The organism is Chryseobacterium sp. BGA-UO-ETr-SB22, from assembly GCF_059567885.1.
This window is the reverse complement of record NZ_JCAQOV010000005.1, coordinates 2,162,350-2,177,121: the sequence shown is the minus strand read 5'-3', so window position 1 is coordinate 2,177,121 and position 14,772 is coordinate 2,162,350. Positions and strand designations below refer to the sequence as shown.

Sequence of the window (14,772 nt, the reverse complement as noted above, 5' to 3'; positions counted from 1 at the left end):
TCGGCTGCATATTTTATTTCCCACTCCAAATAATATGAAAAAACTACTGGTAACCATTGTATTAATACCAATGCTTTCTTTTTCTCAGGGAAAAGAAGCTTTATATTATTTTAAACCCAAAGATTCTTTGGTTGGAGTAAAAGATAAGGCCGGAAAAATAATTGTGGCTGCACAATTCAAAATCTTTTCATTCCTTAAAGATGGAGATCCCGTAGAAGGAGAAACTATTCTTTTTGATGGCAGTAAAGAGGGCGAAAAACCAGAGAAAAATGCATGGGGATATGTCTATGATAAAAATGGAAAATTCCTGTATCAACCTTTTCTTTATGACAATGGTGCAGATTATTTCTCAGAAGGAGTGAGGAGATTGGTTAAAAATGGGAAAGTAGGATTTGCAGACCGTAACGGTAAGATCATTATTGAAGCTGAACACGATTTTGCATCACCCTTTAATTATGGATATGCTGCATTTTGTGATGGCTGTGATTGGGAAAAAACCAATGATGAGCACAGATCTATTGTAGGTGGAAAGTGGGGAGTGATGAATACCAAAGGACAAACCGTTCAGCCAGTTGCAAAACAATCAGGTGATGAAGTTGAAGTAGATGGGAAATTTTATCCAAATCCATTTCAGTACAATGAAAAAGAGAAGAATATTCTTCAGTTCTTTGAAAAGCAGAAGAAAAAGCTTTCAGACCTTTACTATGTAAATTTTTATGATAAGTTATCTGAAAAGGAAAAGAATCTGTTTTTTGAAATTGTAGAAAGACCAAAAGATAACTTTTCCTATTATCAGGTGAATACTTATAATGACAGGAAGAAAGACTTGGATATGCTTTATCGTTTCAAATTCCTGGTTTCAGAAGATGGTAAAACATTTTATGCCATTGAGGATTTTAATGAAAAGAAAGTTCCTTTTGAAAACTGGCTGAAAAAAGAAATTAAAAATGCAGAGGACTATCAGAAAGAACATAAGGATAATCCGAATAAATTTAGAAACAATAAATAAAATTGGAAATTCCAGGGCTCAAATTTGAAGAAGATAAACTTATTCCTTTAAATTTGTATGGAATAATGGTTGAAGGGAAAATCTCTTTCAAAAATATCCAATATAGAAGGATTTAAAGAAAGAAACTTTAAGTTCAGAAAAAGTAAAAGAAAAATAAATCTAATATTAAAAATCTGACATCTAATGTCTAATAACAAAAGAATTTTCGTAGAAAAAAGAGGAATTTTCGATGTTGAAAGTCCAAAAATTTTTGATGAAGTAAAAGCGGTTGTCCCGGGAGTTCAAAGCGTGAAAGTATACAATGTATATGATATTTTCAATTTGAACGACGGTGAATTTGAAAAAGTAGTGAACAATACTTTCGTAGACCCTGTTACTGATATTTTACATACAGAAAACCCGGCAAAAACTATTCATTTCGGAATGGAGTTTTTACCAGGCCAGTATGATCAGAGAGCAGATTCTGCACAACAGTGTATCGCTTTGCTGACAGAAAATGAAAAATCAAAAGTAAGAAGTGGAAAGCTGATCGAATTTGAAGGAGTTTCTGAAACGGATTTGGTTAAAATCAAAGACCTTCTGATCAACAAAGTAGAATCTCAGGAAAAAGACTTATCAATTCTGGATATTCCTGCAGATGAAACCCCATCAAAAGTAATTATCCACGAAAACTTTATCAATTTCAATGATGCAGAACTTGAAAACTTCTACAACAACCATGGCTTTGCATTAGGATTGGATGACCTGAAATTTATTCAGGAATATTTCAAAACCGAGCAGAGAAATCCTACGGAAACAGAATTGAAAGTATTAGACACGTATTGGAGTGACCACTGCCGTCACACTACGTTCGAAACAGAATTGTCAGACATTCAGTTTGAAGGAGATTTCAAACATACATTGGAAACTATTTTCAATGATTATATCGAAAAAAGAAAATTCTTAGGCCGTGAGCTAAAGCCGATTTCCTTAATGGATCTGGCAACAGTATGCGGAAAATATTTCCACAAAACAGGGAATCTTGATAACCTTGTAATTTCTGACGAGATCAATGCTTGTACCATTCAGATCGAAGCAGAATACGATGGTAAAAAAGAACCTTGGTATTTATTATTCAAAAACGAAACACACAACCACCCAACGGAAATTGAACCTTTTGGAGGAGCTTCAACTTGTTTAGGAGGAGCGATCAGAGATCCATTGTCCGGAAGATCGTTTGTATTTCAGGCGATGAGGTTAACAGGTGCTGCAGACGTTTTAGAACCGGTTGATAAGACATTACCAGGAAAATTACCTCAGAAAACCATTACAAAACAGGCTGCCAACGGATACTCATCTTATGGTAACCAGATTGGTCTTGCCACGACAATGGTTTCTGAAATCTATGACGAAGGGTATAAAGCAAAGAGAATGGAAGTTGGTTTCGTTACCGGAGCTGTTCCTGTAGATTGGGTAAGACGTGAGAAGCCTGCCAATGGTGATTCTATTATCATTTTAGGAGGAGCAACAGGTCGTGACGGAGTAGGAGGAGCAAGCGGAAGTTCAAAAGAACAGGACGAAACTTCTATCCACACCATGAGTTCAGAAGTGCAGAAAGGAAATGCGGTAGAAGAACGTAAAATTCAAAGACTATTCAGGAATCCTGAAATAACGAAGCTGATCAAAAAATCAAATGACTTCGGAGCAGGAGGTGTTTCTGTGGCAATCGGTGAGATTGCAGACTCTTTAGAAGTAAACCTTGATGTATTACCATTAAAATATGAAGGATTAAACGGTACCGAACTGGCAATTTCTGAATCTCAGGAAAGAATGGCGGTAGTTGTAGATCCGAAAGATAAAGAACAGTTCATCAAATTCTGTGAAGCTGAAAACATTGTTGCAGTAGAAGTAGCAACAGTAACAGATTCAGGAAGAATGCAGATGTTCTGGAAAGGAGACAAAATTGTAGACCTTTCAAGAGCTTTCCTAGATACCAACGGATGTTCAAAATCTCAGGAAGTGAAAATCACTCACCTTGAAGAAGTAAAAGAAGAAACTAAAGCTTTCACAGCAGAAAACTTCCTGAACATCTTAAAAGATAAAAACGTAGCTTCCCAAAAAGGATTGTTGGAAATGTTCGACTCTTCAATTGGAGCCACAACAGTAGCAATGCCTTTAGGTGGTAAATATCAGCAAACCCTTATGGAAGGAAGTGTGCAGACACTACCAATATTAGGAGCAAAAGACATTAAAACAGTTTCTTTGGCAAGCTGGGGATTTGATGCTGAAATTTCAAAACAAAACTCACTATTAGGCTCATCTTATGCTGTAGTGGAGAGTGTTGCGAAAATAGTTGCTATGGGAGGGGATTACAAAAATATCAGACTAAGCTTCCAGGAATACTTTGAGAAATTAGGACAAAGTCCTGAAAAATGGGGTAAACCTTTAGCTTCTCTTTTAGGAGCTTATGATGCACAGATCAATTTAGGTCTTGCAGCCATTGGAGGTAAAGATTCAATGAGTGGAACGTATCAGGATCTGAATGTTCCGCCAACCTTGATTTCTTTTGCATGTGCCAACGGAGACAAAGAAAATATCATCTCTCCTGAATTGAAAAGTGCAGGAAACAAACTATATTTCTTCAATCACATTGCCCAGGAAAACGGGCTTCCAAACTACAATGCTTTAAAAGACGTTTTTGAATTCATTTTCGAAAATATCAAAGCAGGTAAAATTGTTTCTGTGAAAACAGTGAAAGAAGGAGGTCTTGCCGTAGCTTTAGCAAAAATGAGCTTCGGAAACAGATTAGGGGCTGAAATTAACGCTGATGAAAACATTTTATTGGCTAAAAATATTGGTAGCTTAATCATTGAAGCGAAAGAAGAATTAAGCTTAACTGCTCTTCAGCTTATCGGAGAAGTAAAAGACTCAGGTATTGTAAAAATCAACGGTCTTGAATCCAATATCGTGGATCTTGTATCTGCAAACACAAATACATTCGAAAACCTTTTCCCAACAGTAGAAAAAGAAAAGATGACGGTTGAAGTTGATGAACAGTCAAACTCAATCCACCCAAGAAATATTATCATTAAAAAACACGGAATTGCTCAGCCGAAAGTTTTTGCTCCGGTATTCCCAGGAACGAACTGTGAGTATGACACGCTGAATGCATTCCAGAAAGAAGGTGCTGTAGTGAGCAGCCTGCCTTTGATCAATATCAATCACCAATTATTGGAAGAAAGTATTGATGCATGGGTAGAAGAAATCAGAACATCTCAGATTCTGGCATTCTCAGGTGGTTTCTCTGCGGGGGACGAGCCGGATGGTTCTGCAAAATTCATTGTTAACGTTCTGAAAAACGAGAAAATGAAAAACGCAGTTCATGAACTATTAGACAGAGATGGAATGATCATTGGTATCTGTAACGGATTCCAGGCGCTTGTGAAGTCAGGATTATTACCATACGGAAGAATCAAAGATCTGGATGAAAACTCTCCTACACTAGCACACAATGCCATCAGAAGACACATCTCTCAGATGGTGACGGTGAAAGTGGTGAACGACGAAAGCCCTTGGTTAAAAGGAATGAAAGGTCAGACTTTTACCATTCCGATTTCCCATGGAGAAGGACGTTTCATGGCTTCAGAAGAAGAAATCAAAAAGCTGTATGAAAACGGGCAAATTGCTACCCAATACATAGATTTTGATGGAAACATTGCTCATGGGATGCCGTTCAACCCGAATAACTCATTATTCGGAATCGAAGGAGTCACCAGCCCATGTGGAAAGATCTACGGAAGAATGGGACACCCCGAACGATTTGCTGAAGGTCTCATGAAGAATATACCAACCGCGAATTATCACAATATATTCAAAAACGGTGTTGAATACTTCAAATAACAATACAAGAAAAATGATCGTCATCCATGGCGGTCATTTTTCGTCTTTAGAAGGTTTCTACGAAGAAGCTTCCAATGTTCTGATGAAAGATACAGATTGGAAAGTAGGAACGCTGGACGGCTTTGATGATATTCTCTACGGTGGTTTCGGAGTATTTGAAAATAAAGAAGAAATTGAAATTATCTGGAAAGAATCAGAGAAATCAAAAGAAGATTTGGGACTTCAGACAACTCAGGAATTTTACGAAAATAAGATCAGACAGGGAAAACCCTTCAATATAGAACTGATTCAGCATAAATTAGATGATTTGACCGAAGGGAAAGGGCAGACTCTTTTTGATATCCTGGTGGAAATTATAGAATCACATAGTAATATTACATTGAGGCTGGAATGATAAGTAATAAATAATGAGCAATAAGTAATTAGAAGAATCTTAAACCATTAAGAATAGTAAAGTTTTTAAGGCAAGTTAAGATTGATCTTAGATGAATGAAGTATTCTCCTTAATAGTGGCTTTAGCTTTTATTTTAATAATTCTTCACTTCTTATAAAATCTTAATGATTCAAATCACTTCGTGCAACAAGGGTATAAATAAGTCTATTGCTGAGTGAAGCGCCTTTGCGAACGAAAACATAAAATTAATATAAACACTTAGCGCCTTTTGCGTTAAAAATCACACAAATTGAGGAAAATTATTTCCCTTAAACAGTTTTTTCTTAATACTTTTACTTCAACAAAACAGGAAACAATAAAAGTTGAATGAAGAAAATTATTTACGGGCTGTTCTTTGGTGACAGCATTACTTATGGAGAATATGACGGAATTTTTGGAGGCTGGGTAGATATTTTGAAAAGATATGCCTTACAGCAATTTCACGAAGGAAATGGAGATGAACTGATCTTATTCAATTTAGGAATCGGAGGAGAAACTACAGAAGGATTGCTGAAAAGAATTCCCCACGAACTCAATGCAAGAAACTCAGCTGATGGAAATATCGTTTTTTTAAGTTTTGGAGCCAATGATCTTGCCATAAAAGACGGAGTACAGGTCGTAGATCCTGAAAAATTTAAAAGCAATATGAGTACTGCCATCGCGATTGCCAAAGAATTTTCCAACGAAATTTATCTTGTAAGCATTCTTCCTTTCTCTCAAAAAATAGATGGAGTGGTAGTAAGTTCCGGAAAAAAAAGAATTAACGGAGATGTTGTTATCTATAATCAAATACTTAAAGATCTTGCAACAGAAAATGCGCTGGGATATATTGATTTTTATTCTGCTTTTCTGGAAGACAAAGAGATTCTATTATCTGCAGACGGAGTACATCCCAACGAAAAAGGCTATGGAATGATGGCTGAAGTGGCAATTCCAATTATTGAAAGATATTTATAATGCCAAATTTATTTTCTTACGGAACCTTACAGAAAGAACAGGTTCAGATGGAAACCTTCGGAAGACTTTTGCAAGGTGAAAGAAACATCTTATCAGGTTACAAATTGAACATGCTTGAAATTAAAGATCCTGAAGTATTGCGGAAAAGCAGTCAGAAATACCATCCGGTACTGGAATTTTCAGGGAATGAGGAAGATCTGATAGAAGGTGTGCTTTTTCAAGTAACAGAAGCGGAAATTCTTCAGGCAGACGAATATGAAGTAGATGACTACAAAAGAATTGAAACCGTTTTTAAATCCGGAAAGAAAGGATTTATTTACGTCGGAAAATAGTCATTGTGAGCAAAGCGAAGTAATCTCAACAAACTTTACTATTCAAATTTACGAGACAAAATATTCAATAGGAGTGGGCTTTAGCCAAAACTTAAAAAAACTACTGACATACCCTTGTCACAACCTGTCTCTATCTTTGTCAAGCAACAAAAAATCAAGAAATGAATAACATGAAAGTAGAACCTTTTAAGGTCATCGGGATCGCAGTAAGAACATCCAATGAAAATGGACAGGCAGCCAAAGACATTCCGGTCTTATGGGAAAAATTGATGAATGAAAATATTCTGAATATGATTCCAAATAAGATTGACAATACCATTTATTCCATCTATACAGATTACGAAAAAGACCACACTAAGCCTTATACAACAGTTCTTGGATGTAAAGTAGAAAACCTTGACAATATTCCTGAAGGAATGGCAGGTTATTCTTTTGATGGTGGAGATTACGTGAAATTTACCACAAAAGGAGACCTTTCAAAAGGTTTGGTCTTCAATGAATGGCTGAAAATCTGGGAAATGGATCTCAATAGAATATTTACTGCCGATTTTGAAATCTATGGAGAAAAAGCACAGAATCCGTCAGATGCCGAAGTAGATATTTTAATCGCTGTAAAATAAGAAAAAAAGACTTCTCATCTTCACAGCTTTTGAACTGAAGACGTGAAATTCCCCTCCTCTGGAGGGGTGGCAAAAATTCAAAGAATTTTTGACGGGGTGGTTAAAATCCCCCATTAACATCCCCATTCGTTAGATCTTACCCGAAAACATATTTCCAATATACCAAGACCCCAACAATCACCGATGCAATGGCTGTCAGCACAACAGCTCCTGCAGCAATGTCTTTAATAAAGCCAATTCTTTTGTCGAAATCAGGCTGAATGATATCACAGATCTTTTCAATGGCAGTATTGAAAATTTCGGCACTTAAAACGGCAAAAGAGGCCATAAGAACCAATGCTGCATCTGTGCTGGTTAGTTTAAAATAAAAAATAAAGAAGAGATTCACAAAGAAAGCCACAAGCTCGATCTGAAAATTTCTTTCTGTTTTTATCATCATGAAAACACCCCGGAAAGCATTGAGAAAACTTTTATGAATGGGAGGTTTTTGCATGATTTTGAACTTTTCATACAAAGATAGGCTTTGTATTTTGATTGCTATGGATTATCTTTTATGTTCGAAATGTGGTATTATAAAAGAAAATGAACAATATTTATTCTGTTTTGCCTCTAAAACTGGTGTTTTAAGAAGTTTTGAGGAAGAAAAGTATAAATGTAAATTGGAATAAAGTGAATATTTTGATGGAAATTATACGATCAAAAGAAATTTAAGCATAATATCAAGGTTCAAAACAGATTAAGGATATTTGTGAAAAACTACTCCATATTATTCTTTTCTTTATTGTATCTATTTATTATATTTGTAGAAACTTATTTTATAAATCTATGAAATTTATTATTTCAAGTGGTGAACTGCAGAAGGCGTTGCAAACTGTAAGTGGCGTAATATCAAGCTCTCAATCGAGACCGATTTTAGAAAACTATCTTTTTGAATTAGACGGAAATAATGTTACCATTACAGCATCTGACGGCGAGACAACTCTTGTTACTTCTCTGGAAGTAAAGTCTGATGATACAGGTAAATTTGCTGTTCCTGCTAAAATTTTTCAGGATTTTATCAAGACCTATGGTGAACAGCCTCTGACATTTGTTGTAAAAGACAATGCAGAAGGTACGGGAAGCCAGCTTGAGATTTTAGATGAAAAAGATAATTTCGCAGTAGCATTAGACAATGCTGATGACTATCCTGAATTACCGGAATTTGACGCTTCACAAAGTGTTACAATGCCGGCTGGAGTTTTGTCTGAAGCGTTGACAAACACCCTATTTGCGACAAGTAATGATTCTCTTCGTCCGGTAATGACAGGAGTTCTTTTCCAGTTTGGAGAAAATGAAACCAATTTCGTTTCTACAGACTCCCACAGATTGGTGGTGTACAAAAGAGCAGATCTGATGAATGCTGAGCCGATGGAGTTTATCATGCCTAAAAAACCTCTGAACATTTTCAAAAATATCCTGGCAAGTTCCAATGAAGACGTTAATATCGACTTCAATGAGAATATGGCTAAGTTTACTTTTGGTAAGCATATCTGGATCTGTAGACTGATTGACGGAAAATATCCAAACTATACAGCGGTAATTCCAAAGGAAAATCCAAATGTATTGACAATCAACAGAAATCTGTTATTAGGAGCGATCAAAAGAGCATCTATTATGTCTAACAAATCTACCAACCAGGTAAGATTCAAGCTTTCCGGAAATATTCTTCACCTTCATGCAGAAGATACTGAATATGCAAACAAAGCAGATATGCAGATTCCTTGCGACTACAATGGAGAAGATATCAATATCGGATTCAGTTCTAAATTTTTAACTGAAATGCTGACGATCTTAGGATCTGACGATATCACTATGAAAATGTCTCAACCTAACAGACCTGGGATCATTGAACCTCTTGATGGTCTTGAAGAAAATGAAAATATCTTAATGCTGTCAATGCCAGTAATCGGATTATAACATTAACATATACAAATAAAAGAAAGCTGGAATTTTTCCGGCTTTTTTTGTAATCTTGCCGTCCGGCTCATAGCTGTAAATAAGTGGAATCGACTTAGGAATGAGGAGTACATTTCAATTTTTAGCGGATGATTCCTGTCTTGAACTTTTGTATACTTTTGCTTCAAGGCAAAAGTATAATAAGAAAACATTTTAATAAACATGAAAAAAATAGCAATTCTCGGATCATTTATTTGCTCTCTATGGGCTTTTTCGCAAAAGAGTGCAAAAATGTATTATGAACATACGAAAGATATTATCACTTATTATGCTGATAATATCGAAATCTATCCAATTTCAATCACGTTCTCTGAACAGCCGGAAACAGAAAACCTGAAGAGCCCGGAAGCATTTAAAATGATCAGAGTACTGCCTCCCAAATCAATGAAAAACAGAATTGCTTATTTTGTTGTCAATGATAATAAAAAAGGGTGGAAAATCAAGAAAATGCCAGCTTATTATACATTGGCTGGAGATGTAACAATAAAGACTTATGATGCTGACTATAAATATGATCTTCCTTTTCAAAAAGGAAAATCCTTCAATGTTTATCAGGGATACAATGGAATATTTTCTCACCAGAATGAAAACTCTTTAGATTTCGTAATGCCTGAAGGAACAGAAATTACAGCAGCAAGAGAAGGTAAAGTGATTGATGCTGTTCAGAATAATAATACAGGATGTCCTACAGCAAGTTGTGCTAATCAGGCTAATTATATTTCAATTCTACATTCGGATGGAACCATTGCACAGTATTTTCACCTGAAACAAAATGGAGTTAAAGTTAAAATAGGAGATGAGGTTAAAAAAGGTGATTTAATAGGGTTGAGCGGCAACACAGGCTGGACAAACGGCCCGCATTTACATTTTCAATGCTTTCTTCCTGATCCTTCAAAACCTAAACAAAAGAATACCCTCAAAACCCTTTTCAGAACTGGCAACGGAATTAAAACCGAATATTTGACAGAGAAGAAAACCTATTCAAAAGAATATTAAACAGTATACAAATCGTGCTATTTGTGAATCATTAGAGCCATTAGTGTTTAAAAAGGACTAATCATGGAAATAAAAATACAGTCTTATCACACCTCAGATTTTCCATCAGAATTTACCACTGAAAACTACAGTGTTGTTCTGTGGAAAGGGTCCGGTATTTTCTCTGTGGATGATATCAATTATTCTTACAGCGGATACAATATTCTGTTTCTTTCCCCTTATCAAAAACTGAAACTGGCTTCGGAATCTGATGAAAATATCCATATGCTTTTCTTCCATGGTGACTATTACTGTATAGAATATCATAAAGAAGAAGTGGCCTGCAACGGACTTCTTTTCAATAATATTTATCTGAATCCTGGTGTTGAATTATCAGAAGAAAACTATAACTATATTCTTGAGCTTTTTAATCATATCAGAAAAGAAGAATCTGAAAAACATCATTTCTCAGAATCCATTATCAAGACCTATATACAGCTTATCCTTGCTATTGGCAGTAAACAGAAAAGCAGTATTGAAAACAGTATGTTCTCTAATGATAAACTGCCTAATAAAAATGCTGCAGAATTTCAGAAACTGCTTGAAGCGCATTTTAAAAGTGAAAAAGAACTCTCATTTTACAGTGACAAGCTAAGTATAACCAATAATACATTAAGCAAAGCGGTAAAAAAAGAATTTGCAAAAACACCTACCCAGCTTATCAATGAAAGAATCATCCTGGAATCCAAAAAATTGCTGCATTTAACTTATAGATCGGTAAAAGAAATCGCTTCAGAATTGGGATTTGCCGATGAATTTTACTTCAGCAGATATTTCAAAAAATCGGTAGGATGTTCCCCAAAAAACTACAGAGAACAGGTAGGAATTTCCATAGTGGCGAAAATGTCCATGTAATGTCCTCAAATATCTATGTTGGCGCTGTAGGCATGTGAATACCTTTGTTAAAAAATAAATCACATGCAAGACAACAGACTTTACCACCGTTTATTACAATTGGATACCTGGTTTTTCAATTTTCTCAGAATTTCAATTTTTATCGTTATGGCCTGGATTGGAGGCTTGAAAGCATTCCATTATGAAGCCGAAGGGATTGTACCCTTTGTAGCCAATAGTCCTTTCATGAGTTTCTTCTACAAAAATGCAGGGAATAAAGTTCTTAATGAAGACAAAAAGCTTGTTGCAGAATATACCCTTTATAAAAACCCGGAAGGAAAGGTCATCCAGAAAAATATTGATTGGCATAAAGAAAACAGAACATACATATTTTCTTATGGTTTGGGAACAATGATCGTGATAATCGGGCTTTTGGTGTTGTTAGGAATCTGGTTTCCTAAAATCGGAGCAGTAGGAGGAGCTTTAACGTTTTTAATGTCATTGGTTACCCTGTCATTTTTAGGAACCACTCCCGAAGTATATGTACCGAATCTGGGTGGAGATTATCCCACACCACAGTTTGGATTTCCGTATCTGTCAGGAGCAGGGCGTTTGGTGTTGAAAGATATTATCATGATGGCCGGAGGATTGGTATTATTTTCTGATAGCCTGAAGAAAGTAGTGGACCATCTGAACAATAGATTCCCCAATCAGAAGCAGAACTATTAATAAAAATTAATTATCTTAAAGTCGCTTCTAAATTTCTCTATTTCTCAAAAAAACACGACATTTGTAGCTCGAAAAATCACACTTGAATAAGGGGTGGAATTTCAAATAAAAATTTCAAAATAGAGCAAATGAAACCGAAAGGCTCATTTGACGAATTAAATAAGTAGATAGATTAACAAATGAAAATATCAAACAACTGGCTGAAGGACTTTGTAAAAACGGAATCAAAAACTGAAAGAATCGGTGAATTCCTTACAGATATTGGTCTTGAGGTTGAAGGGATAGATAAATTTGAAAGCGTAAGAGGCAGCCTGGAAGGAATTGTTGTAGGTAAAGTATTAACCTGCGAAAAGCATCCGAATGCTGACAAACTGAAGAAGACAACAGTAGACGTAGGAAACGGAAAAATATTGAATATTGTTTGCGGAGCTCCTAACGTAGAAGCAGGACAGACGGTTCCTGTAGCCGTTGTCGGAACAAAAATCTATGACAAAACAGGAAACTTTTTTGAAATTAAAGAAGCAAAAATCAGAAGCGAGGTTTCTCAGGGAATGATCTGTGCCGAAGATGAATTGGGTCTTAGTGAGGATCACGGAGGAATCATGGTGCTGGATGAAACTAAATATGAAGTAGGGAAAAACTTTGCTGACTATTTTGAGCTTACCAATGATGAGGTGTTTGAAATCGGGTTAACACCGAACAGAACAGATGCAATGTCTCACTATGGGGTTGCAAGAGATTTACATGCTTATCTTTCTACCAACCAACTGAAATCACAATTTAATAAAGTAGCTTCCGAAGCTTTGAATAATGAGGGAACTCATGATTTCACTCTGGAAATTGAAGATGCTGAATTGTGTCCAAGATACATTGGAGCTGTGATTGAAGATGTAAAAGTAGCAGAATCTCCATCTTGGTTAAAAGACAGACTAAAAGCGATCGGACTAAGCCCGATTAATAACGTTGTAGATATTACCAACTATATTCTTCACGGATATGGACAGCCGCTTCACGCATTTGATGCAGATAAAATTGCAGATAAGAAAGTGAAAGTAGGTGTCGTAAAACCGGGGACAAAATTTACCACTTTAGACGGAGTTGAAAGAACATTGAACGGTTCTGAAATCATGATCAAAGACGGTAAAGATAATCCAATGTGTATCGCTGGAGTATTCGGTGGTGCAAATTCCGGAGTATCAGAAACTACAAAAACGATATTCCTTGAAAGTGCTTATTTCAATCCAATTGCGGTAAGAAAAGGAGCAAAAGCCCACAGCTTGAATACAGATGCTTCTTTCAGATTTGAAAGAGGAGTAGACCCGAATCTTACAAGAACGGCAATTACTCACGCTATTAAAATGATTCAGGAAATTGCTGAAGGAAAATTAGTTGGAGACCTATTGGAAGAATATCCTAAGAAAATAGAAGACAACTATGTGATCATCAGATTTTCTAAAATTGAGCAGATTTTAGGAACAAAAATTCACAGAGAAAAAGTAAAGGAAATCTTAAAAGCTTTGGAAATTCAGGTTTTAAATGAAATCCCTAACGGTTTTGAAATCTCTGTTCCTGCTTACAGAGCAGATGTAACAAGAGAAATTGATGTTATTGAAGAGATCTTAAGAATCTATGGATACAACAAAATAGATGCTCCGCAGAAATTTTCGTTTACACCTGTTAAGCTTAGTGCTAACGATCAGGACGAACTTGAAAACAGCTGGGCAAGAACTTTACAGAGCATTGGCTTCAATGAAGTAATGAATAACTCACTGACTTCTGTAAAAGACGAAACTGATGCCGTGAAACTGTTAAATCCTTTAAGTGGAGATTTAGCATTTATGAGAAAGTCTTTATTAGAAGGACTTCTTCAAAATGCTGTATATAACATTAACAGAAAGAATCAGGATATTAAATTCTTCGAATTAGGAAAAATTTATCACAAAAAAGAAAAATACGAAGAAAGAAAACAATTGGCTTTGTTGGTTTCTGGAAGAGATGTTGCTGAAAACTGGCTTCAGCCTAAATCTGCTGTAAGTTTCTATAATCTTAAAGCTTATGTAAAAGTTTTATTAGAAAGACTGGCTGTAGACTATAAAGAAGTTGCTTTGTCTGATGAAAGATTCTCTGATGCATTGGTATATGAAGTTGATGGTAAAGCATTGGTAAGAATCGGGAAAGTATCTCCTGTTTTATTAAAAGACTTTGATATTGATCAGGATTGTTTCTATGCAGAAATTGAACTGGAATACGCTCAGGAACTACGTTCTAAAAATGAGCTGAAATTCAAAGATATTCCGAAATTCAACAAGATCAGAAGAGACTTAGCTTTATTGATTGATAAAAATGTAAACTATCAGGAGTTATATCAGACCGCTAAAAAGAATAAATCTCCATTCATTAAGAGTGTTAACCTATTCGACGTGTATGAAGGTAAAAATCTTCCTGAAGGCAAGAAGTCTTATGCAATGAGCTTTGAGCTGTTAAACGAAGAAAAAACACTGGAAGAAAAAGAGATTACCGAGGTAATGGATTCTCTGATCAAAGCTTTCCAGAAAGAATTCAACGCTGAGTTGAGATCTTAATACTTGAAAATACATATTTCAATATAACAGAAACGGACTTTTTTTAAGTCCGTTTTTTTGTTTTTAATCTTTTTAAAAATCTATTCGTATTAATAGATTTCGGCTAAAGCCAATTGAATACTGATTTTTAAGTAAACGGGCTCCCTTCGACCAGGCTCAGGATAATGTTCCATTCCTATTGAATTGTATTCTGTGAATGTTTTTTTTCTGATCAGTCTATCCAGAATCTTTGTCACTCCGTAGGAGTCTCAGAACTCTTTTATAAGCTAATTGTAATAAAGATTCCTTCGGAATGGCAAAGGCACCATAAAATTTTATTGAAGATGACCTTAGCCCTTGAATAGTAATAAATTTGTGTCTTTTCGAT

General features: G+C 35.6%; 12 protein-coding genes. 11 read left to right on the top strand and 1 reads right to left on the bottom strand.

The window, feature by feature from the left end:
• Window positions 1–34 precede the first annotated feature (34 nt).
• The 6 genes from AC57AW_RS17310 (at window position 35) to AC57AW_RS17285 (ending at window position 7,230) form a co-directional block, all read left to right on the top strand.
• Window positions 35–1,009, top strand: coding sequence for a WG repeat-containing protein (locus AC57AW_RS17310; protein WP_496352869.1), 975 nt, complete (start codon window positions 35–37; stop codon window positions 1,007–1,009).
• Between the two features lie 183 nt (window positions 1,010–1,192).
• The gene (locus AC57AW_RS17305) at window positions 1,193–4,888 is read left to right on the top strand and encodes a phosphoribosylformylglycinamidine synthase (protein WP_496352868.1); all 3,696 of its coding nucleotides are present in this window, start codon (window positions 1,193–1,195) and stop codon (window positions 4,886–4,888) included.
• Complete coding sequence (locus AC57AW_RS17300) at window positions 4,869–5,282, top strand: barstar family protein (protein ID WP_496352867.1); 414 nt, start codon at window positions 4,869–4,871, stop codon at window positions 5,280–5,282. Before AC57AW_RS17305 ends, AC57AW_RS17300 begins: the two co-directional genes overlap by 20 nt.
• Window positions 5,283–5,648: 366 nt before the next feature.
• Window positions 5,649–6,278, top strand: coding sequence for an SGNH/GDSL hydrolase family protein (locus tag AC57AW_RS17295; RefSeq protein WP_496352866.1), 630 nt, complete (start codon window positions 5,649–5,651; stop codon window positions 6,276–6,278).
• On the top strand, window positions 6,278–6,610 hold the full coding sequence (locus AC57AW_RS17290; protein ID WP_496352865.1) for a gamma-glutamylcyclotransferase family protein: 333 nt from the start codon (window positions 6,278–6,280) through the stop codon (window positions 6,608–6,610). Before AC57AW_RS17295 ends, AC57AW_RS17290 begins: the two co-directional genes overlap by 1 nt.
• Before the next feature lie 161 nt (window positions 6,611–6,771).
• Entirely contained in the window at window positions 6,772–7,230 is a 459-nt protein-coding gene (locus AC57AW_RS17285) for a GyrI-like domain-containing protein (protein ID WP_496352864.1), read from the top strand.
• 136 nt (window positions 7,231–7,366) lie between these two features.
• On the opposite strand, the gene AC57AW_RS17280 is transcribed toward AC57AW_RS17285, so the two are convergent.
• Window positions 7,367–7,723 carry a diacylglycerol kinase family protein gene (locus AC57AW_RS17280; protein WP_496352863.1) on the bottom strand — a complete coding sequence of 119 codons (357 nt, stop codon included), beginning with the start codon at window positions 7,721–7,723 and terminating at the stop codon, window positions 7,367–7,369.
• Window positions 7,724–8,055: 332 nt separating this feature from the next.
• Here AC57AW_RS17280 and dnaN point away from each other — a divergent pair, with 332 nt between their 5' ends.
• The 5 genes from dnaN (at window position 8,056) to pheT (ending at window position 14,405) form a co-directional block, all read left to right on the top strand.
• Complete coding sequence (gene dnaN, locus AC57AW_RS17275; protein WP_318845231.1) at window positions 8,056–9,186, top strand: DNA polymerase III subunit beta; 1,131 nt, start codon at window positions 8,056–8,058, stop codon at window positions 9,184–9,186.
• A 201-nt stretch (window positions 9,187–9,387) separates the two neighbouring features.
• Window positions 9,388–10,221 carry a M23 family metallopeptidase gene (locus tag AC57AW_RS17270; RefSeq protein ID WP_496352862.1) on the top strand — a complete coding sequence of 278 codons (834 nt, stop codon included), beginning with the start codon at window positions 9,388–9,390 and terminating at the stop codon, window positions 10,219–10,221.
• Between the two features lie 63 nt (window positions 10,222–10,284).
• Window positions 10,285–11,115, top strand: a complete 831-nt coding sequence (locus tag AC57AW_RS17265) for an AraC family transcriptional regulator (RefSeq protein WP_496352861.1) — start codon at window positions 10,285–10,287, stop codon at window positions 11,113–11,115.
• A 63-nt stretch (window positions 11,116–11,178) separates the two neighbouring features.
• A complete protein-coding gene (locus AC57AW_RS17260; protein ID WP_496352860.1) occupies window positions 11,179–11,823 on the top strand; it encodes a DUF417 family protein in 645 nt (214 codons plus the stop codon).
• A gap of 179 nt (window positions 11,824–12,002) precedes the next feature.
• Entirely contained in the window at window positions 12,003–14,405 is a 2,403-nt protein-coding gene (gene pheT / locus AC57AW_RS17255; protein WP_496352859.1) for a phenylalanine--tRNA ligase subunit beta, read from the top strand.
• Window positions 14,406–14,772: the final 367 nt, after the last annotated feature.

Coding starts and splice junctions, on each gene's coding strand:
- AC57AW_RS17265 (WP_496352861.1), top strand. CDS start 10,285: ATGGAAATAAAAATACAGTCTTATCACACCTCAGATTTTCCATCAGAA.
- dnaN (WP_318845231.1), top strand. CDS start 8,056: ATGAAATTTATTATTTCAAGTGGTGAACTGCAGAAGGCGTTGCAAACT.
- AC57AW_RS17305 (WP_496352868.1), top strand. CDS start 1,193: ATGTCTAATAACAAAAGAATTTTCGTAGAAAAAAGAGGAATTTTCGAT.
- AC57AW_RS17280 (WP_496352863.1), bottom strand. CDS start 7,723: ATGCAAAAACCTCCCATTCATAAAAGTTTTCTCAATGCTTTCCGGGGT.
- AC57AW_RS17310 (WP_496352869.1), top strand. CDS start 35: ATGAAAAAACTACTGGTAACCATTGTATTAATACCAATGCTTTCTTTT.
- AC57AW_RS17285 (WP_496352864.1), top strand. CDS start 6,772: ATGAATAACATGAAAGTAGAACCTTTTAAGGTCATCGGGATCGCAGTA.
- pheT (WP_496352859.1), top strand. CDS start 12,003: ATGAAAATATCAAACAACTGGCTGAAGGACTTTGTAAAAACGGAATCA.
- AC57AW_RS17290 (WP_496352865.1), top strand. CDS start 6,278: ATGCCAAATTTATTTTCTTACGGAACCTTACAGAAAGAACAGGTTCAG.
- AC57AW_RS17260 (WP_496352860.1), top strand. CDS start 11,179: ATGCAAGACAACAGACTTTACCACCGTTTATTACAATTGGATACCTGG.
- AC57AW_RS17270 (WP_496352862.1), top strand. CDS start 9,388: ATGAAAAAAATAGCAATTCTCGGATCATTTATTTGCTCTCTATGGGCT.
- AC57AW_RS17295 (WP_496352866.1), top strand. CDS start 5,649: ATGAAGAAAATTATTTACGGGCTGTTCTTTGGTGACAGCATTACTTAT.